Origin of the sequence: Bosea sp. Tri-49 (assembly GCF_003952665.1) — a bacterium.
Classification (GTDB): Bacteria; Pseudomonadota; Alphaproteobacteria; order Rhizobiales; family Beijerinckiaceae; genus Allobosea.
This window is the reverse complement of record NZ_CP017946.1, coordinates 638,239-655,930: the sequence shown is the minus strand read 5'-3', so window position 1 is coordinate 655,930 and position 17,692 is coordinate 638,239. Positions and strand designations below refer to the sequence as shown.

Below are 17,692 nucleotides of genomic sequence, written 5' to 3'. Positions count from 1 at the left end.
AGCGCCCGCACGAACCGCCTCATGCCAGAAGACCGGACCTGATCATGCTTTCCCGTACCGCCGACAGCCTCTACTGGGTCTCGCGCTATGTCGAACGGGCCGAATACCTCGCCCGAATCCTCGACGCGACGACCCGCCTGACCAACCTGCCCTCCGCCTATGGCGGCGCCGGCACCGAATGGCAGAGCGCCGTCGCCACCGCCGGCTGCGAAGAGACCTTCGCCAAGGCCTATGGCGAGGCGAACGAGCGCAATGTCTGCGACTTCCTCAGCTTCAACCCGGACAACCCCACCTCGATCCGCAACTGCTTCGCGCTCGCCCGTTCCAACGCCCGTGCGGTCCGCACCGCGCTGACCTCGGAGATGTGGGACGCGCTCAACGGCGCCTGGCTCGAACTGCAGCGCTTCGAGCGCAAGCGCATGGATCGCGAGGAGTTCGCGCGTTTCCTCGACTGGGTGAAGGGCGTCTCGCTGGCCTTCGACGGCTCGGCCTACCGGACCATGCTGCGCGACGACGGCTACTGGTTCTCGCGGCTCGGCGTGAATGTCGAACGGGCCGACAACACCGCCCGCATCCTCGACGTAAAGTACCATGTGCTGCTGCCCGACAATGAGCAGGTCGGCGGCTCGCTCGACTACTTCCAGTGGACCACGATGCTGCGCGAGGTCTCGGCGCTGACCGCCTATCACTGGGTCTATCGCCAGGCCGTGAAGCCAGTGCTGATCGCAGACCTGCTGATTCTCAACCGGCGCATGCCGCGCTCGCTGGCGAGCTGCTACGAGAACATCTCACGCTTCCTCGACCAGATCGGCGACGCCTACAACCGGCATGGGCCGGCGCAGCGCCAGGCCCGCAAGACCCTGACCCATCTCGCCAACACGCCGATCGAGGCGGTGCTCCAGCGCGGGCTGCACGAGTTCATCGAGGACTTCATCACCGAGAACAACCGCCTCGGACACGTCATCGTTGAACAATACCTGCAATAAGGGCTTCCCTTCCGCTCCTGAATTTGGATTGCTTGCCGCATGCGGATCCGGATTTCCCACAGCATCGCCTATTCCTATGCCGAGCCGGTGCGCCAGCTCAGGCAGGTGCTGCGGCTGACGCCGCGCGACCATGACGGCCAGCACGTCATGTCGTGGCGCGTGGCGCCGAGCATCGACGGGCGGCTGCATGCCGGGCAGGATCCGTTCGGCAACATCGTCCATGACTTCACCGCCGATGGGCCGATCGAGAGCTACACGATCGAGATCAATGGACTGGTCGAGACCATTGATCTCGCCGGCGTCGTCCGCGGCGTGACCGAGAAGGCGCCGCCCGACGTCTTCATGCGCGACACCCGGCTGACGCAAACGAGCGAGCCGCTACGCGCGCTCGCCGACAAGGCCGCCGGCCAGGACGGCAGCGACCTGAGCAAGCTGCACGCGCTGCTGGAGACGATCCACACCGAGATCCGCTGCGTGCCGACAGCCGACCATCTCGGTATCGGCGCTGCGGCCTGTGCGGAGGCCGGCGAAGGCATCCCGCAGGATGTCGCCCACGTCTTCATGACCTGCGCCCGCCTTTTGGGGGTCCCCGCGCGCTACGTCTCCGGCTATGTTGCGGCGTCGGACACTCTGCCCCACGCCGACGGCGCCCATGCCTGGGCCGAAGCTTACTTGCCCGATTATGGCTGGATCGGCTTCGACAGCGCCAACGGCCTCTGCCCGATCGACACGCATGTGCGCGTCGCAACTGGTCTCGACTATGCCGATGCCGCCCCGGTCCGCGGCGCCCGCACCGGCGGCCAGGGCGAGAGCCTCCTGGTCGCGGTCAGTGCCCAGGCAGCGAAACCGCGCTTTCAGGGACAATAACGGCGGCATCGCATTGCCGCTGTCACGACCGGCTGATACCAGCCTCACGTGCCTTGTCGGCGCGCTGCGGAGATCGATCTTGACCTATTGCGCCGGCATTCTCGTCCAGGACGGGCTCGTGATGATCGCCGATACCCGTACCAATGCCGGGCTCGACGACATCTCGACCTTCCGCAAGCTGCACGTCTTCTCCTGGCCGGGCGAGCGGACGATGGCGCTCGCCACAGCCGGCAATCTCTCCGTCACCCAGTCGGTCGTCAGCCTGCTGCACGAGGGTGTCCCTCACCCGGAGACAGGCGAGCCGGAGACCTTGCAGAACGTCTCCTCGATGTTCCGCGCCGCGCAGCTCGTCGGCCGCGCGGTCCGTCTCGTGCGTGAGACCGATGGCGAGGCGTTGCGCGACGCCGGCGTCAAGTTCGACATGTCGTTTCTGTTCGGCGGGCAGATCCAGGGCCAGCCGATGCGGCTCTTCATGGTCTACTCGGCCGGCAACTTCATTGAATGCGGCATCGACGCGCCGTTCCTGCAGATCGGCGAGCACAAATACGGCAAGCCGATCCTCGATCGTGCCGTCACCTTCAAGAGCCATCTCTACGACGCGCTCAAGGTCGGGCTCATCTCGATGGATTCGACCATGCGCTCCAATCTCGGTGTCGGCCTGCCGATCGACCTGATCGTGCTCAGGCGCGACGCGGCTGCGCCCGAGCTCAATCGCAGGATCGAAGCCGGCGAGCCCTACTTCCACGATCTGCGCGAGCGCTGGTCGGCGGCTTTGCGCGCCGCCCATATGGCGATCCCGCGCCCGCCCTACGAGCCTGCCGACAAGTAACATCGACGAGTTGGTGCAGACGAAAAGAAATGCAACTTCACTGATTTCTCGGCGCCGCCGGAAACCGGATGGCAAGATTCCCCTGTCAAGGTCCGCTGCTAGCGTGCCGCCACAGGTCAGGGCCTTTGCCGACTTTCGTTAAGATGACGGACACCGAATCGTCGGCGCGCATGCTGACCCGCACGCTGGCGACGCTGGCCTGTGCCTTCGCGCTCGTGCTGGCGGCGGTTCTGGGCGTGATGTTCGCAATGGTGAGCAACGCCAACCAGCTCGAGATGGTCCGGCAGCGCGAGCGCGTCGAGGCGGCGCTCGCAACCCAGGTCCATCTGCGGCGCCTGCGCTTCGAGAATCTCCAGGCCGCCGGCGTATTGCAGCCGATCCTCAACAGCATGCTGCCGAACGCCACCCTGCAATGGGCTTTTGCCCAGTTGAGCAATCGTTTCCTCGACTTCGACGGCACTTATCTGGTCACCGCCTCGGGCCGCGTACTCGCGGGTGTTGAGCAGCGCGAAACCGGGACGCAGGCGGGCTACGACGCCTTGCTGAGGCTGAGGTCAGACCTGCCCGGCGGCACCGAACCGGCAGGATCGCGCGGCATCGGAACTGGCCCGGTGAAGGCCCTGATGGTGCATGAGGGAACCAACACATTCGGGATCATCGCCGCCGACCTGCGCACGCCTGAACAACTCGCCCGCCAGGAAGGCGGCCCTGAGACAGCCGCCTTCATCGTCGGTTATCGCAAGGTCGTCCGGGCTCAGCTCGATGAGCTCGGCACGCGCTATCGTGTCCCCCGGCTGGAAATCGTGACAGAGCGGCCGGCGCATCCGCTGTTGCGGCGCGACATCCCCTCCCCCGACGGGTCGGTGCGAGCCTGGCTGAGCTGGACGCCGGAACGCCCCGGCGACGCCATGATCAACCAGTTCGCTTGGGCGCTGGGCGCGGTCACGGCCCTCTTCATCGCCCTGTTTGCCTACGTCCTGCATCGCCTGCGCAGTGCAGCCCAGCAGATTGCCTCGCGCGAGAGCCAGATCCAGCGACTGGCCGGTCAGGACGAGCTCTCCGGCCTGCCCAACCGCCGGACCTTCGATCTCAGGCTCGACCAGGAGCTGGCTCAGCTCGGCCGAAACAAGAGCGCGCTCGCTGTGCTGATGCTCGATCTCGATCGCTTCAAGGCCGTTAACGACACTTATGGCCACAATGCCGGCGACGAGTTGATCCGCCAGGTCGCCAAGCGTTTGACCACGATCTTGCGTGTCGGCGACACCGTCGCGCGCCTGGGCGGCGACGAGTTCGGCATCATCCAGACACATATGGATGCGCCGAATGCCAGCGCCACGCTGGGTCAGCGCATTCTCGACGCGCTGACCAGCCCCTTCGAGATCGGCGGCGTCGCCGTCACCATCGGCTGCTCGATCGGCATCGCCCATGCACCGCAAGACGGTGCCGACCGCAGCGTGCTGCTGCGTCTCGCCGACACCGCGCTTTACCAGGCGAAGAACGAAGGCCGGAACCGCTATTCTTTCTTCGAGCCCCAGATGAACCGGGCGCTGCAGCTGAAGCGGACGGTCGAGGAGGATCTGCGCAACGCGATCGCTCGTGACCAGCTGCTGCTGCACTATCAGCCACAGGTCTCGATCGACGGCTCGAGCATCATCGGTGTCGAGGCGCTGGTGCGCTGGCCGCATCCCGAGCATGGACTGATACCGCCATCCGAATTCATCGGCATCGCCGAGGAACGCGGCCTGATCGTCCCGCTCAGCGAATGGGTGCTGCGCCGCGCCTGCGAGCAGGCTCGGCAATGGCCCGGCATCAAGCTTGCGGTCAACGTCTCGCCGATCCAGTTCCGCCACAAGGATTTCGTCGCCAGCGTGATCCGCATCCTCGAGGAGACTGGCTTCGATCCCGACCGGCTCGAGCTCGAACTGACAGAGGGCGTCGTGGTCGAGGATGCCGACGCCGCTGAAGCTGCGATGATGGATCTGCGCGCCCACGGCGTCAGCCTGGCACTGGATGATTTCGGCACCGGCTATTCGAGCCTGATCTATCTGCGCCGCTTTGCCTTCGACAAGATCAAGATCGACCGGTCCTTCCTCGAATACATGGAAGCGACGGGCGAATCCGCGATCCTCGTCCATTCGGTCGTCCATCTCGGCCGGGCGCTCGGCCTGCGCGTCTGCGCGGAAGGCGTCGAGACGGCCGAGCAGCACCGGTTCCTGCAGGCGATCGGCTGCCACGAGCTGCAGGGCTTCCTGTTCTCGAAGGGCGTGCTGCCCGAGGAGATCGACCGGCTGCTGGCGCTCGATCGCCCGTTCGAGCAGGCGCTTGCCGCCTGAGCGGCGAGGCTCAGAAGAAGCTCGGCAGCCAGCTCACCAGCGCATAGGCGAAGCCCGCCGACAAAGCGAGGCCGATCGCGCCGACCACGGCGCCGACGATGATCAGGACGCCGTCGCGCTCGACCAGACCGAGCCCGACCAGGCAGACCGCGAGGCCGAGCGGAATCTGGCCGATGAACGGCGCTGCGACGATCAATCCGAGCGCCAGGATCAGCAGCACCGCACCGAGCACCGGCAGTGCAAACGGGCCACCAAGCATGGTCAGCCGCGGCTTCGAAAAGCGCTCGAGCCGGACCAGGGGCGGCAGCGCACGCTGGACGGCGCGAGCGAGATCAGCCTGGGCGATGCTGCGATTGAGCAGCCGCTGCGGCAGCCAGGGCGTAGCCCGGGCCATCAGCATCTGTGCGGCGACGAAAGCGAGGACCAGGCCGCAGACCAGCGGGATCGGCGGCGGCATCGGCAGGCAATTCGGCAGGCCGAGCAGCACCACCAGCAAGGCATAGGCTCGGTCCCGCAATGCCGCGACGATGTCACGGACAGCGATACGCGGGCCCGGCAGGTGAGCCAGCGCGAGCAGCAGTCCGGAGGTGCGCAAGGGGGAGGACAAGAGGCTCGCCAGACGATGAGCAGGGCCTGCGGCCTAGCATGCCCGGCGCCGGCCCAACAACCCCGCCGCGGCGCATGGCAGTCAGTGCAACGTCAGCACGCCGTTCACATTCACGATCTCGGCCGGGCGGATCAGCCTCGCATGAGCCACCGTGATCGAATGCAGCGGACCATCGAGTTCGCGCCGCCAGAAATCGAGGAATTTGTGCAGCTCGGGAAAGCGCGGAGCCAGGTCGTACTCCTGCCAGACATAGGTCTGCAGGAAGTCGGGATGATCCGGCATCCGGTAGAGGATTCTGGCGGTCGTCAGCCCGTAGCCTGCCAGTTGGCGGAGGAAATCCTGCGAGACCATGACCGATGCGCTCCTTGACCAGAGAACGATGAGCCGGCTGCCTTCAGGCTGAACCGCGATGGTTAACAAATGCTTGCAGGAATCTGGCCAGCTGCCACACTCATGACGTGTAGCGACACCGCCCGATCACAAGGGCGGGAGGGGCGTTGGCGTGGCGTGGGGGGTCGCGGGGCGGTCAGGCGTGCTCGCGTGGGGGATCATCCTCGCGAGCACGCTGCTGTCGTCAGCAGTGAACGCCGATCCCGCCTTGCACGAGCGGCCGCCCTTGTCGGCTGTGATGTTCGGATCCCTGGATGCAGGCGCCGGCAAGATTTACGGCGCTTTCGGCATGAAGTTTGCCATCGGCGGCGACGGCCTCGATGCCAGCGGCTTCAGGCTCAGCCTCGTCTCGGGTGCAAGTACCGAACCCGCGCGCCGTCGGCCGGCGCAAGGGAGCCTGTACAAAAGCGATGTCGGCGCACTACTCGGCTATGAGTGGCGAATCCATGACAGCTTCGTCGCCGTTTCGGTCGGGCCCGACCTCGAGACGTCGTATCTGAGGTGGCGCGACTGGCACGGCATCGGCCAGCGTGTCGGTCCTCGAATCCAATTGGATGTCTGGGCGGCGCCCGACAAAAACTCGCTGATTCAGGTCAACGCTTATGCAGTGGCGGCTGGCAGCGGGCGCTCCGGCGCGCGGGTGGCAGCAGGTTGGAAGATCACGCAACGGCTCTATCTCGGCCCGGAAGTCGAACTCTATCGCGAGCGCGACTACTTCAAGGTCCGGCTCGGCATGCACCTCACCGGCATGGAGCTCTTCGGCATCATCTGGCGGCTATCGGCAGGCGCGCAGAAATCCAGAGACGACAAGAGTGAGATCTACGCAACCTTGGGCTTCCACTGGAAGCGTTGAAGCCTCAGCTGCGCGGGCTCTGCCCTGTCAGTGCCCTCAGCGCCTCGGGCGTGTCGATGTCGAGCGCGATGGCGGGATCGTCAAGCGCGATCTCCTCGACCGCGTCACCGGCGGCGTCGAGCAGCCGCCGCGCGCCCTGATCGCCGCCCAGCTTGGCGACCTCGGGGAAGATGGCACGCGACAGCAGCACCGGATTGCCGCGCTGGCCGAGCAGGGTTGGCGCCACCGCGAGTGCGTCGGGCCGATCGGCGAAGGCCTGCGCCAGCCGGTCGATGACACCGGCGGTGACGTTCGGCATGTCGCCGAGCGAGACGACGACGCCGGGCACCTCCGCCGGCAGCGCCGCGAGCCCGGCCTTGAGCGAGCCGGCCAGCCCGTCGGCGAAGGCCGGGTTGTGCACCACGGTGACGTCGAGCCCGGCGAGCGCGGCGCGGACCTCGCCCTGCTGGTGGCCGGTGACGACGATCACCGGCGCGGCGCGCGAAGCAATTTGCGCCTCGACGGCGTGGCGCACCAGCGGCTTGCCGCGGACCTCCTGCAGCAGCTTGTTGCCGACGCCCATGCGGGTCGAGCGCCCGGCCGCCAGCACGATGCCGGCGACAGGCGCGGCCTCACCCCGGCCGGGCGCGCGCGGCTGTGGCCGCGAGACGATTTCCATCAGAAGCCCGCCGACGCCCATCTTCTGAATGTCGGCGCGGCTGACCGGCACGCCGGCAAGGCTGCGCTGCAGCACCCAGTCGAAGCCGTTCTCCTTGGGCGAGCGGGCACAACCCGGCGCGCCGATCACCGGCTTGCCACCCAGCGTACCCAGCATCAGCAGATTGCCAGGATCGACCGGCATGCCGAGATGTTCAACCGTGCCGCCGGCCAGGGTCAGGGCCTGCGGCACCACATCGCGCCGGTCGGTGATGGCGGAAGCACCGAAGACCACGACGAGCTCGGCCGGACCGGCCACGGCCTCGCGGATCGCCTGCGCCAATGGCGGGCTCTCATGCGGCACGCGCCGGTCACGTTCGATCGCGGCACCGGCCGGATCGAGCCGCTCGGCCATGGTGCGCAAAGTCTTGTCGACCACGCTCGTCTTCAGGCCCGGCAGCAGGGTCGAGACGACCGCGACCGATTTCAGCCTGTACTCGGCGATCGCGATCGGCCTGTCGGCACCAAGCCGTTCCAGCGCCTCGGCGACCCGTTTTTCCGGCACGGCATAAGGGATGATCTTGACCGTCCCGACCATCTCGCCAGCGACGACCGGCTTCAGCGCCGGCAAGGTCGCGACCGTGATCGCCTCGTCGACCGCGTTCAGCGCATCGATCACGCCCGTATCGATCTGCAGGATGCCCGCCGCCGCGGCGAACAGGTTGACCCGGCCGGTGAACGGCGCCTCGGTGATAACCGCCTTGCCCGCCAGCGCCCGCGCCAACTGCTCGGCGGCAGCATTCTCGTCGATGTCGCCGGCCTCGAACTGCACGGCGACGATCTCGGTCAATCCGGCCGCGGCAAGCTTGCGCGCGTCCTCTTCGCTGATCGTCGCGCCCTTGCGCACGATCGCCTCGCCGGCGCGCACGGTGTGGGCCGCGACGCAGCCGGCGGCTTCGGCGATCGGGACAGGACCGAATTTCATGGAGCGTTATCTCTCAAGCGGGCTTGCGACGCGGGCCGCGCAGCGCCTGCACAATCTCGGCGAGGATGGCGAGCGCGATCTCGGCCGGCGAGACCGCGCCGATGTCGAGCCCGATCGGCGCATGGATGCGCTTCACATCGGCTTCGCCGAAGCCCGCGGCAGCGAGCCGTTCCAGGCGCTTGCCATGCGTCTTCCGGCTGCCGAGCGCGCCGATATAGAAGCAGTCCGAGCGCAGCGCCGCCTGCAATGCGGGATCATCGATCTTCGGATCATGCGTCAGCGCGACGAAGGCCGTATAGCCATCAAACGGCAGGCGCTGCAGCGCCTCCTCCGGCCATTCTGCAAGCAACGTGACGTCCGGAAAGCGCTCGGCCGTGGCGAAGGCGGTTCGCGGGTCGATGACCGCGATGTCGAGATCGAGGAGCTTGGCCATCGGCGCCAGCGCCTGCGAGATATGGACGGCGCCGGTGACGACGAGACGCAGCGGCGGCGCCTGCACGGTCAGGAAATAGGCCTTGCCGTCGACTTCGACATTGCCGCTCTTGCCGCTGCGCAGTTGCTTGTCGAGCGCCTCCGTCAGCGGATCGCCGGAAAGATCGGCCTCCTTGACCAGGCGCTGCTCGCCCGCGCCGAGCTCGGTCACCAGCACCGTCGCGCGCCGGGCGGCGCGCTCGGCATTGAGTACGGAGAGAAGCGAAAGATCCATCGGCTGACTCAGTTCCGATCGAGCGCGATGCGGGCGCCGAGCCCGATCAGAATGGTGCCGCCGATCGCCCGGATCACGCGTTGCGCAGCGCCGTTGGCGGCGACCTTCGCCTGCATATAGGAGGCGGTCAGCACCGTCAGGATCGAGGAGGAGGTGAAGAGCAGGTTCACCACGACGCCGAGGATCAGGAACTGCGCCCAGAGCGGCAGGCTTGCCGACGGATCGACGAATTGCGGCAGGAAAGACACGAAGAAGATCGTCGTCTTCGGATTGAGCAATTCGACCGCGAGACTGTCGGCAAGCGCCCGCATCGGCGTGCGCGGCGCGACATCGGCAGCGACCTCAACCGGCGCCACGCGGCGGAAGAAGCTGATGCCGAGCCAGATCAGATAGGCGGCGCCGAGCAGCTTCATCGCCAGATAGAGCTCCGGCACATGCCGGAAGATCGCCGACAGGCCGAAGGCGGCGGCGAGGACATGGACAAAATCGGCGAGGTGAACGCCGAGCACCGCCATGAAGCCGGCCTTGCGGCCACGCGACATGGTCTGGGCAGCGATGTAGAGCACCGCCGGTCCGGGGATATAGGCGAAGACGAGCGTCGCCAGGACGAGTGCGAAGAGGACTTCGATCGGCGCCATCGGGTCAGCCCTTGTCGGTGGCGAGCTTGAGGCCGAGCCCGATCATCAGCGAGCCGCCGAGCCAGCGCCCGAAGGCAAAGCCGGCGCGGCTCGCCTTCATCGTCTTCATCACCAGGCTGGCAGCCAGGACAGTGATCAGATCGGCCGAGGAAAAGGCGAAGTTGACGATGGTGCCGAGGATCAGGAACTGCGCCCAGACCGGCAGTGCGGCCGCAGGATCGACGAACTGCGGCAAGAGCGCGATGAAGAACAGCGCGACCTTCGGGTTCAGCACCTCGACGATGAAGGAATCGATCAGAGCGCGCCGGACCGTCTTGGCCGGCGCCACGGCCTCAACCTCGGCGCCGCCTAGCTTGGAACGGATCATGCCGATGCCGAGCCAGACCAGATAGAGCGCGCCGACGATCTTCACCGCGAAATAGAGCTCCGGCACGTGCTTGAACACCGCCGACAGGCCGAAGGCCGCGGCGATGACGTGGACATAGCAGCCGAGATGGATGCCGAGCATCGCCATCAGCCCGGCCTTGCGGCCATGGGCGATGGTCTGCGCCGCCGTATAGAGCAGCGCCGGGCCGGGGAAATAGGCGATGAGCAGCGTCACCGTCGCGAAGGCGAGGAGCGTTTCCCAGGAGGGCATCGACGGGCTCCCTTAAGCCTTGACCGGCTCGACATAGACCTTGATCCGGCCGCCGCAGGACAGGCCGACCTGCCAGGCGGTCTCGTCGGCGACGCCGAATTCGAGCGTGCGCGGCTTGCCGTCGGCGATGACATCGCCCGCTTCGGCGACGACTGCGCCCTCGACGCAGCCGCCCGAGACCGAGCCGAGGAAATTGCCCTCGCCGTCGATGACGAGATGCGAGCCGACCGGGCGCGGGGCCGAGCCCCAGGTCTCGACCACGGTGGCGAGCGCGACGCCGCGGCCGGCCTTGGCCCAGGCCTCGGCCGTCGCGAGGATGTCGGTGTCAGTGCTGATCATGGGAGCGGTTCCGCTACGGATACTGTTGAGATCATGACTCAACCCGCCTTCTTCAACCACTGCCGCGGATCGGTGATCTGCCGTGCGTCGGATGACAATGCCGTGCAAAGATCGGCCATTGCCGCGAGATTGTGGATCGGTCGGAACTGATCGACATGGGGCAGCATCGTCCGGATACCGCTGGCGCGCGCCTCGAAGGCGTCATAGCGCAGCAGCGGGTTGAGCCAGGTCAGCTGCCGGCAGGACCGGTGCAGGCGGTCCATCTCGAAGGAAAGATCGGGGCCGAGATGGCGCTCCAGTCCGTCGGTGAAGAGCAGCACCACCGCCCCGCCCGCCAGCACCCGGCGCGACCAGACGCGGTTGAAGGCATGCAGCGCCGAGGCGATGCGCGTTCCCCCTTCCCAGTCCGGCGCCGCCTTGCCGGCGAGCGCCAGGGCCTCGTCGGGGTCGCGGGCGCGCAAGCTGCGCGTGACATTGGTCAGGCGCGTGCCGAAGACGAAGGAGTGCACGCGGCGGCGCTGCTCGGTGATGGCGTGCAGGAAATGCAGGAAGATGCGCGAATACTCGGCCATCGAGCCGGAGATGTCGACGAGTGCGACCAGCGGCGGATGCACCTCTGCCCGCTCGCGAAAGGCAAGATCGATCGAGGCGCCGCCACTCCTGAGCGAGCGGCGGAAGGTGCGGCGCGGGTCGATCCGGGCCCCGGCATGCGCCGCCTGGAAGCGCCGCGTTGGCACGGCATCATTCGGCAACTTCAGCTCTCCGATGAGCTGGCGTGCCTTGGCGATCTCGGCTGCGCTCATCTGGGCGAAGTCGCGCGATTTCAGTGTCTCGCGCTCGGAGACGGTGAGCCGGGCGGTGAGTTCGGTCAGCTCGACCGGCGGTTCCTCCTCGCGCGGCGGCGGCGTGAAGGCCTCGGCGACGCGCAGCGCCCCCGCCTCCGGCTTCTGCGGCTCACTGTCGACCCGCGGCGTCACCGGCGACATCTGCGCCATCAATTTCTCGATCAGCCCGCGCCGGCGCCAGAACAGCCGGAAGGCCTGATCGTAGACGGCTGAATCCTCGTGCTTTTTCACAAAGATCGCGTGCAGCGCCCAATAGACGTCATCGCGGCCGCCAAGCGCCCCATCAGCCAGCGCCTCGACCGCCTCGACCACGGCGCCGGGCCCGACGCGCAGGCCAGCGCCCCGCAAAGCGCGGGCGAAATAGGCGACGTTCTCGGCGAGCCTGCCGCTCAAGCGGCCGTCTCGGTCATGAACACTTTCTGCGCCACGACCCATCTGCCGTCGACCATCAGGAACGACAGAAGGTCGGTGAAATAGCGCGGCGGCATCTGGCACTTGACCTTGACCAGCGCCATGGACGGCCCAATCAGATCGATCGCCAGGATGTGGTCACCGCGCTCCAGCCCGGTCTCCTTCGGCGATTTGCGGTTCCGCACCGCTTCGAACCACTGCTCGCGCGGCACCACCTTGAGCTCGCCGTCGAGCGACTGCGTCAGCGCGCTGGTCGCGTGGAAGACCGAGCCGAGCTTTTCGACATCGCCCTCATAGAGCCCGTCGAGATAGGTCCAGGTCGCGGCCTCGATCGCCTTGATGTCGTCGTTCATCGCTTGCTCCAGCTATTGCGCGTCATGCTCGGGCTTGACCCGAGCATCTCGGAAACCAGCTCGATCCTGCCTGAGATTCTCGGGTCTGCGCTTCGCTTCGCCCGAGAATGACGGCTAGGATCGCGCCGCCTGCTTGGCCTGGTCGAGCAGTTCGCTCACCTTCGAACCCTGCATCGCCTGGATATCGTCCTGGTACTTCAGCAGTGCCCCCAGCGTGTCGGAAACGATCGCCGGATCGAGCGCCACCGCGTCGAGCTCCACCAAGGCGCTCGCCCAGTCGAGCGTCTCGGCGACACCAGGCGCCTTGAACAGCTCCTCCTTGCGGATCGCCTGCACGAAGGAGACGACCTGCTTCGCCAGCTTGGCCGGCGCGCCCGGAGCCTTCGCCTTCAGGATAGCGAGCTCGCGGGCGGCGTCGGGATAGCCGACCCAGTGATAGAGGCAGCGGCGCTTCAGCGCGTCATGGATCTCGCGGGTGCGGTTCGAGGTCAGGATCACGATCGGCGGCTCGGCCGCCTTGATCGTCCCTAGCTCGGGGATCGTCACCTGCGCATCGGCGAGCACTTCGAGCAGGAAGGCCTCGAAGGCCTCGTCGGTGCGGTCGAGCTCGTCGATCAAAAGGATTGGCGCGCCGCCCTCCTGCGGCTCCAGCGCCTGCAGCAGCGGACGCTTGACCAGATAGCGCTCGGAGAACAGGTCGCTCTCCAGCCGCTCGCGATCGCCGGCGACGCCGCCGGCCTCGGCGAGGCGGATCGCCATCATCTGGCCGGCATAGTTCCACTCGTAGACGGCCGAGGCGAGGTCGAGCCCCTCATAGCATTGCAGGCGGATCAGCCGGCGCCCGAGCGCGGCCGACAGCACTTTGGCGATCTCGGTCTTGCCGGTGCCGGCCTCCCCCTCCAGCAGCAGCGGCCGCTTCATCCGCAGCGCCAGGAAGAGCACGGTCGCCAGTGCCCGGTCGGCGACATAGCCCTGCGCCTGCAGCATGGAGAGCGTGGCGTCGATCGAGGTCGGAAGGCGCGATGAGGTCAGCATGGACAAGGTCTAGCCTGCTGCCGGCAGTGACGGAAGCGGCGCTGATGCAGGGCGCTCTGCTGTCACGATCGGGACGGGATGGGAGTCTACCATCGTGCCCTCACTGAGGAGACGCGAAATGACCACGCAGGATCTCGCCAATGATTTCGTTGCCCTGCTGAAGGAGGGCAAGCACGACGAGGCAGCCGCGACCTATAATGCCGCTGACATCGCCAGTTTCGAGAACATGCCGGGGCCGATGGCGGAGTGCCACGGCAAGGAGGCGATGAAAGGCAAGGGCGAATGGTGGGTCGCCAATCACGAGGTGCACGAGTTCACAACCGCGGGCCCCTATCTCAACGGCGACCAGTTCGCCGTGCACTTCTACTTCGACGTCACCGTCAAGGAGAGCGGCGAGCGCCGCAAGATGCACGAGATCGGGCTCTATACGGTCAAGAACGGCAAGATCGCCGAGGAGCGGTTCTTCTATTGACGGACCATCGCCTCGACGCATCTGCCAGATGCTTCCTGAGGCGCTGATCCGTCGCGAAAGGCCAATCATGACCCGCCATGTCGTTTCCGCGCCGCTGGTCAGTCGCCATCATGTCCAGAGGATCGAAGGCTCTCCCGCGAGGGCCTTCGCACTACTTTGCCCGTCCGCCGAGGAAGACTGGCTCGATGGCTGGCGCTTCGAGATGGTGCATTCCGTCTCGGGCGTGGCGGAGAAGGGTTGCGTCTTCCAGACCCGGCAGCACGGTGCCGAGCCGACCTTGTGGTTCACCAGCGACTACGAGCCGAATGAGCGCATTCGCTTCATCCGCTTCACACCGGGCGAAGCGCTGACCGAGATCGATATCCGCCTCGCGCCGGCAGCGCATGGTTGCGATGTCGATATCCGCTACACCGTGACCGGCCTGGCGCCTGGCGCGGAGGCAGCGCTCGCTGCCTTTTCGCAGGAGCGCTGGACCGCGATGATGGACTTCTGGGAGCGGTCGATGAACCACTACCTCACGACCGGCGCACGCCTGCCCGCCAGCTAGACCGCCTTCCCCGTCGCCTGCGCCACCGCCTGCTTCGCCATCACGCCGATCAGATGGGCGCGATACTCAGCATCGGCATGGATGTCGCCATTGATGCCCTTGGCGGTGTGCTTGAGGCCATCCAGCGATTTCGAGGCGAAACGCGCCTTCAGCGCAGCTTCCGCCTCAGGCCAACGGAAGACGCCGCCCTCGCCCGCGCCGGTCACCGCCACCGCGATCTCGCTGCCGCGCTTGGCGACGAAGACTCCGACCAGCGCATAGCGCGAGGCCGGATTGCGGAACTTGGCATAGCCCGCCTTGGAAGTGGCCGGGAACGAGACCTTGACGATGATCTCGCCCTCGTCCAGCGCGGTCTCGTAGAGGCCGCTGAAAAACTCCTCCGCCGGCAGCTTGCGCTTGTTGGTCACCACCGTCGCACCGAGCGCCAATAGCGCCGCCGGATAGTCGGCTGCCGGGTCGTTGTTGGCGACCGAGCCGCCGATCGTGCCGCGATGGCGCACATGTGGGTCGCCGATATGGCTGGCGAGATAGGCCAGCGCCGGGATCGCCTCCTGCACCTCGGGCGAGGCGGCGACCTCGGCATGGGTCGTCATCGCGCCGATGACGAGGTTGCGGCCCTTGCGGGCGATGCCCTTGAGATCGGCGCAGGAGGAGAGGTCGACCAGCGCGCCGGGCGAGGCCAGGCGCTGCTTCATCGTCGGCAACAAGGTATGGCCGCCGGCGAGGAGCTTGGCGTCCTCCTTCTTGGCGAGGAGGCTGGCGGCCTGTCGCGCGGTCGCCGGGCGGTGATAGGTGAAGGCGTACATCGTCTCGTCCTTTCAGATCACTCGGCAGCCATGCGGCTGAGCGTTTTCTGCGCGGCGCGCCAGACGGCCTGCGGCGTCGCCGGCATGGCGATGTCCTCATGGCCGAGCGCGTCGGTGATGGCGTTGATAACCGCGGGCGGCGCGGCGATGGCGCCGGCCTCGCCGCAGCCCTTGATGCCCAGCGGGTTCGACGGGCACGGCGTCACGGTCATGCCGACCTCGAAGGACGGCAGATCGTCGGCGCGCGGCATGCAGTAGTCCATGAAGCTCGCGGTGACGAGCTGGCCGTCGGCATTGTAGCGGGCACCTTCGAGCAGCGCCTGGCCGACGCCCTGGGCGATGCCGCCATGGACCTGGCCCTCGACGATCATCGGGTTGATGACGTTGCCGAAATCGTCGACCGCGGCCCAGCGCTCGATCCTGGTGATGCCGGTGTCGGGATCGATCTCGAGCTCGCAGATATGGACACCGGCCGGGAAGGTGAAGTTGGTCGGGTCGTAGAACGCCCCCTCCTTCAGCCCCGGCTCGAGGTCCTGACCGTTGAACTTGTGCGCGACATAGGCCTGCAGCGCGCAGGAACCGAAATCGAGCGTTCGGTCGGTGCCCTTGACGGTGAAATTGCCGTCCTTGAAGTCGATATCGGCCTCGTCGGCCTCCAGCACATAGGCTGCGACCTTCTTGCCCTTGGCGATCACCTTGTCGATCGCCTTGAAGATCGCCGACATGCCGACGGCGCCCGAGCGCGAGCCATAGGTGCCCATGCCCATCTGCACCTTGTCGGTGTCGCCATGGATGATCGAGACGTTCTCCAAGGGCACGCCGAGCCGGTCGGAGACAAGCTGGGCGAAGGTCGTCTCATGGCCCTGGCCATGGCTGTGCGAGCCGGTCAGCACCTCGACCGTGCCGATCGGATTGACCCGGACCTCAGCCGATTCCCACAGGCCGACGCCGGCGCCGAGCGAACCCACCGCCGCGGACGGAGCGATGCCGCAGGCCTCGATATAGGCGGAGAAGCCGATGCCGCGCAGCTTGCCGTTGCGGGCGGAATCGCGCCGGCGCTTCGGAAAGCCTTTGTAATCAATGATCTCCAACGCCTTCTTCAGCGCCGCGCCATAATTGCCGGTGTCGTACATCATGATCACCGGCGTCTGGTGCGGGAACTTCCGGATGAAGTTCTGCGTGCGGAACTTGGCCGGGTCCTTGCCGAGCTGGCGCGCTGCGACCTCGACGAGGCGCTCGACCACGAAGGTGGCCTCGGGTCGGCCTGCGCCCCTATAGGCATCGACCGGCGCGGTATTGGTGTAGACCGCGTCGACCTCGCAATAGATCGCCGGGATATCGTATTGGCCCGACAGCAGCGGCGCATAGAGATAGGTCGGCACCGAGGAGGAGAAGGTCGAGAGATAGGCGCCGAGATTGGCCGTAGTCTTGACCCGCATCGCCAGCATCTTGCCGTCGCCGTCCATGGCGAGCTCGGCATGTGTGACATGGTCGCGACCATGCGCGTCGGAGAGGAAGGCCTCGGTCCGGTCCGAGGTCCATTTCACCGGCCGGCCGACCTTCTTCGCCGCCCAGACGCAGACCGTCTCCTCGGCATAGATGAAGATCTTCGAGCCGAAGCCGCCGCCGACATCCGGGGCGATCACTCTGAGCTTGTTCTCCGGCGCGATGCCGATGAAGGCCGAGAGCACCAGCCGCGCCACATGCGGGTTCTGGCTCGTCGTATAGAGCGTGAAGGCGCCCTCGCCCTGGTCGTAGTCGCCGACCGCAGCGCGTGGCTCCATCGGGTTCGGCACCAGCCGGTTGTTGACGATGTCGAGCTTGGTGACGTGCTTGGCCGCCTTGAAGGCCGCTTCGGTGGCGCCCTTGTCGCCGAGATGCCAGTTGAACACCGTGTTGCCCGGCGCCTCGTCATGGACCTGCGTCTTCGCCTTGGCTGCGGTCGCCGTGTCGACCACCGCTGGCAGCACGCCGTAATCGACGACGATCGCCTCGGCCGCGTCGCGCGCCTCAGCCAGCGTCTCGGCGACGACGACCGCAATGTGGTCGCCGACATAACGGACCTTGCCCTGGGCCAGCGCCGGATGCGGGCCGGCCCTCATCGGCGAGCCGTCCTTGTTGTGGATCATCCAGCCGCAGATCAGTCCACCGACCTTGTCGGCGGTAAGGTCGTCACCGGTGAAGATGCCGAGCACGCCCGGCATCGCCGCGGCAACCTTCGTATCGATCTTCTTCAGCGTGGCATGCGCGTGCGGCGAGCGCAGGAAATAAGCGCGGGCCTGGCCCGGCCGGTTGATATCGTCGGTATAGCGGCCCTGGCCGGTAATGAAGCGATGGTCTTCCTTGCGGCGGACGGGAGCGCCGATTCCGGTAGCGGACATGGATTCCTCCTGGCGTGGCGCCTCTTGGCGGGCGCT

General features: G+C 66.7%; 19 protein-coding genes. 7 read left to right on the top strand and 12 right to left on the bottom strand.

The annotated features are described in order from the left end of the window. Positions 1–44: 44 nt before the first annotated feature. The 4 genes from BLM15_RS03255 to BLM15_RS03240 all read left to right on the top strand — a co-directional run bounded on the left by BLM15_RS03255 (position 45) and on the right by BLM15_RS03240 (position 5,015). On the top strand, positions 45–986 hold the full coding sequence (locus BLM15_RS03255; RefSeq protein WP_126110339.1) for an alpha-E domain-containing protein: 942 nt from the start codon (positions 45–47) through the stop codon (positions 984–986). 39 nt (positions 987–1,025) lie between these two features. Then, the gene (locus BLM15_RS03250) at positions 1,026–1,853 is read left to right on the top strand and encodes a transglutaminase family protein (RefSeq protein WP_126110337.1); all 828 of its coding nucleotides are present in this window, start codon (positions 1,026–1,028) and stop codon (positions 1,851–1,853) included. A gap of 79 nt (positions 1,854–1,932) precedes the next feature. Next, on the top strand, positions 1,933–2,682 hold the full coding sequence (locus BLM15_RS03245; RefSeq protein ID WP_126110335.1) for a proteasome-type protease: 750 nt from the start codon (positions 1,933–1,935) through the stop codon (positions 2,680–2,682). Positions 2,683–2,825: 143 nt separating this feature from the next. Continuing rightward, a complete protein-coding gene (locus BLM15_RS03240) occupies positions 2,826–5,015 on the top strand; it encodes a putative bifunctional diguanylate cyclase/phosphodiesterase (RefSeq protein WP_164547383.1) in 2,190 nt (729 codons plus the stop codon). 10 nt (positions 5,016–5,025) lie between these two features. On the opposite strand, the gene BLM15_RS03235 is transcribed toward BLM15_RS03240, so the two are convergent. Together BLM15_RS03235 and BLM15_RS03230 are read right to left on the bottom strand one after the other, a co-directional pair. Next, on the bottom strand, positions 5,026–5,622 hold the full coding sequence (locus tag BLM15_RS03235; RefSeq protein WP_126110331.1) for an exopolysaccharide biosynthesis protein: 597 nt from the start codon (positions 5,620–5,622) through the stop codon (positions 5,026–5,028). A gap of 81 nt (positions 5,623–5,703) precedes the next feature. Further along, complete coding sequence (locus tag BLM15_RS03230) at positions 5,704–5,973, bottom strand: usg protein (protein ID WP_126110329.1); 270 nt, start codon at positions 5,971–5,973, stop codon at positions 5,704–5,706. Positions 5,974–6,124: 151 nt separating this feature from the next. On the opposite strand from BLM15_RS03230, the gene bcsS reads away from it, so the two are divergent. Further along, positions 6,125–6,865, top strand: a complete 741-nt coding sequence (gene bcsS, locus BLM15_RS03225; protein ID WP_126110327.1) for a cellulose biosynthesis protein BcsS — start codon at positions 6,125–6,127, stop codon at positions 6,863–6,865. Between the two features lie 4 nt (positions 6,866–6,869). On the opposite strand, the gene BLM15_RS03220 is transcribed toward bcsS, so the two are convergent. The 8 genes from BLM15_RS03220 to BLM15_RS03185 all read right to left on the bottom strand — a co-directional run bounded on the left by BLM15_RS03220 (position 6,870) and on the right by BLM15_RS03185 (position 13,450). Then, the gene (locus BLM15_RS03220) at positions 6,870–8,486 is read right to left on the bottom strand and encodes an NTP transferase domain-containing protein (RefSeq protein ID WP_126110325.1); all 1,617 of its coding nucleotides are present in this window, start codon (positions 8,484–8,486) and stop codon (positions 6,870–6,872) included. 13 nt (positions 8,487–8,499) lie between these two features. After that, positions 8,500–9,192, bottom strand: coding sequence for an XdhC family protein (locus tag BLM15_RS03215; RefSeq protein ID WP_126110323.1), 693 nt, complete (start codon positions 9,190–9,192; stop codon positions 8,500–8,502). 8 nt (positions 9,193–9,200) lie between these two features. Then, positions 9,201–9,830 (bottom strand): LysE family translocator, encoded by a 630-nt coding sequence (locus tag BLM15_RS03210; protein WP_126110321.1) that lies wholly within the window; start codon positions 9,828–9,830, stop codon positions 9,201–9,203. 4 nt (positions 9,831–9,834) lie between these two features. Next, positions 9,835–10,467: a LysE family translocator gene (locus BLM15_RS03205; protein WP_126110318.1), complete on the bottom strand. Its 633-nt coding sequence runs from the start codon at positions 10,465–10,467 to the stop codon at positions 9,835–9,837. Between the two features lie 12 nt (positions 10,468–10,479). Continuing rightward, complete coding sequence (locus BLM15_RS03200; RefSeq protein ID WP_126110316.1) at positions 10,480–10,806, bottom strand: XdhC family protein; 327 nt, start codon at positions 10,804–10,806, stop codon at positions 10,480–10,482. 38 nt (positions 10,807–10,844) lie between these two features. Continuing rightward, complete coding sequence (locus BLM15_RS03195; RefSeq protein WP_164547382.1) at positions 10,845–12,044, bottom strand: vWA domain-containing protein; 1,200 nt, start codon at positions 12,042–12,044, stop codon at positions 10,845–10,847. Beyond that, positions 12,041–12,415, bottom strand: a complete 375-nt coding sequence (locus BLM15_RS03190; RefSeq protein WP_126110312.1) for a nuclear transport factor 2 family protein — start codon at positions 12,413–12,415, stop codon at positions 12,041–12,043. The genes BLM15_RS03195 and BLM15_RS03190 overlap by 4 nt, the downstream gene beginning before the upstream one ends. Positions 12,416–12,529: 114 nt before the next feature. Beyond that, positions 12,530–13,450, bottom strand: coding sequence for an AAA family ATPase (locus BLM15_RS03185; protein WP_126110310.1), 921 nt, complete (start codon positions 13,448–13,450; stop codon positions 12,530–12,532). Between the two features lie 118 nt (positions 13,451–13,568). Here BLM15_RS03185 and BLM15_RS03180 point away from each other — a divergent pair, with 118 nt between their 5' ends. Both BLM15_RS03180 and BLM15_RS03175 read left to right on the top strand, forming a co-directional pair. Beyond that, on the top strand, positions 13,569–13,922 hold the full coding sequence (locus tag BLM15_RS03180; RefSeq protein WP_126110308.1) for a nuclear transport factor 2 family protein: 354 nt from the start codon (positions 13,569–13,571) through the stop codon (positions 13,920–13,922). A 67-nt stretch (positions 13,923–13,989) separates the two neighbouring features. After that, positions 13,990–14,469, top strand: a complete 480-nt coding sequence (locus tag BLM15_RS03175) for a hypothetical protein (protein ID WP_126110306.1) — start codon at positions 13,990–13,992, stop codon at positions 14,467–14,469. On the opposite strand, the gene BLM15_RS03170 is transcribed toward BLM15_RS03175, so the two are convergent. Together BLM15_RS03170 and BLM15_RS03165 are read right to left on the bottom strand one after the other, a co-directional pair. Next, on the bottom strand, positions 14,466–15,275 hold the full coding sequence (locus BLM15_RS03170; RefSeq protein WP_126110304.1) for an FAD binding domain-containing protein: 810 nt from the start codon (positions 15,273–15,275) through the stop codon (positions 14,466–14,468). The two genes, BLM15_RS03175 and BLM15_RS03170, sit on opposite strands and share 4 nt — an antisense overlap. Before the next feature lie 17 nt (positions 15,276–15,292). Then, positions 15,293–17,656 (bottom strand): xanthine dehydrogenase family protein molybdopterin-binding subunit, encoded by a 2,364-nt coding sequence (locus BLM15_RS03165; protein WP_126110302.1) that lies wholly within the window; start codon positions 17,654–17,656, stop codon positions 15,293–15,295. Between the last annotated feature and the right edge of the window lie 36 nt (positions 17,657–17,692).

What these genes read in the sequence shown, in the direction of transcription:
- BLM15_RS03210 (WP_126110321.1), bottom strand. Translation starts at nt 9,830, where the DNA reads ATGGCGCCGATCGAAGTCCTCTTCGCACTCGTCCTGGCGACGCTCGTC.
- BLM15_RS03250 (WP_126110337.1), top strand. Translation starts at nt 1,026, where the DNA reads ATGCGGATCCGGATTTCCCACAGCATCGCCTATTCCTATGCCGAGCCG.
- BLM15_RS03180 (WP_126110308.1), top strand. Translation starts at nt 13,569, where the DNA reads ATGACCACGCAGGATCTCGCCAATGATTTCGTTGCCCTGCTGAAGGAG.
- BLM15_RS03205 (WP_126110318.1), bottom strand. Translation starts at nt 10,467, where the DNA reads ATGCCCTCCTGGGAAACGCTCCTCGCCTTCGCGACGGTGACGCTGCTC.
- BLM15_RS03185 (WP_126110310.1), bottom strand. Translation starts at nt 13,450, where the DNA reads ATGCTGACCTCATCGCGCCTTCCGACCTCGATCGACGCCACGCTCTCC.
- BLM15_RS03255 (WP_126110339.1), top strand. Translation starts at nt 45, where the DNA reads ATGCTTTCCCGTACCGCCGACAGCCTCTACTGGGTCTCGCGCTATGTC.
- BLM15_RS03215 (WP_126110323.1), bottom strand. Translation starts at nt 9,192, where the DNA reads ATGGATCTTTCGCTTCTCTCCGTACTCAATGCCGAGCGCGCCGCCCGG.
- BLM15_RS03190 (WP_126110312.1), bottom strand. Translation starts at nt 12,415, where the DNA reads ATGAACGACGACATCAAGGCGATCGAGGCCGCGACCTGGACCTATCTC.
- BLM15_RS03240 (WP_164547383.1), top strand. Translation starts at nt 2,826, where the DNA reads ATGACGGACACCGAATCGTCGGCGCGCATGCTGACCCGCACGCTGGCG.
- BLM15_RS03200 (WP_126110316.1), bottom strand. Translation starts at nt 10,806, where the DNA reads ATGATCAGCACTGACACCGACATCCTCGCGACGGCCGAGGCCTGGGCC.
- BLM15_RS03175 (WP_126110306.1), top strand. Translation starts at nt 13,990, where the DNA reads ATGACCCGCCATGTCGTTTCCGCGCCGCTGGTCAGTCGCCATCATGTC.
- BLM15_RS03165 (WP_126110302.1), bottom strand. Translation starts at nt 17,656, where the DNA reads ATGTCCGCTACCGGAATCGGCGCTCCCGTCCGCCGCAAGGAAGACCAT.
- BLM15_RS03220 (WP_126110325.1), bottom strand. Translation starts at nt 8,486, where the DNA reads ATGAAATTCGGTCCTGTCCCGATCGCCGAAGCCGCCGGCTGCGTCGCG.
- BLM15_RS03230 (WP_126110329.1), bottom strand. Translation starts at nt 5,973, where the DNA reads ATGGTCTCGCAGGATTTCCTCCGCCAACTGGCAGGCTACGGGCTGACG.
- BLM15_RS03170 (WP_126110304.1), bottom strand. Translation starts at nt 15,275, where the DNA reads ATGTACGCCTTCACCTATCACCGCCCGGCGACCGCGCGACAGGCCGCC.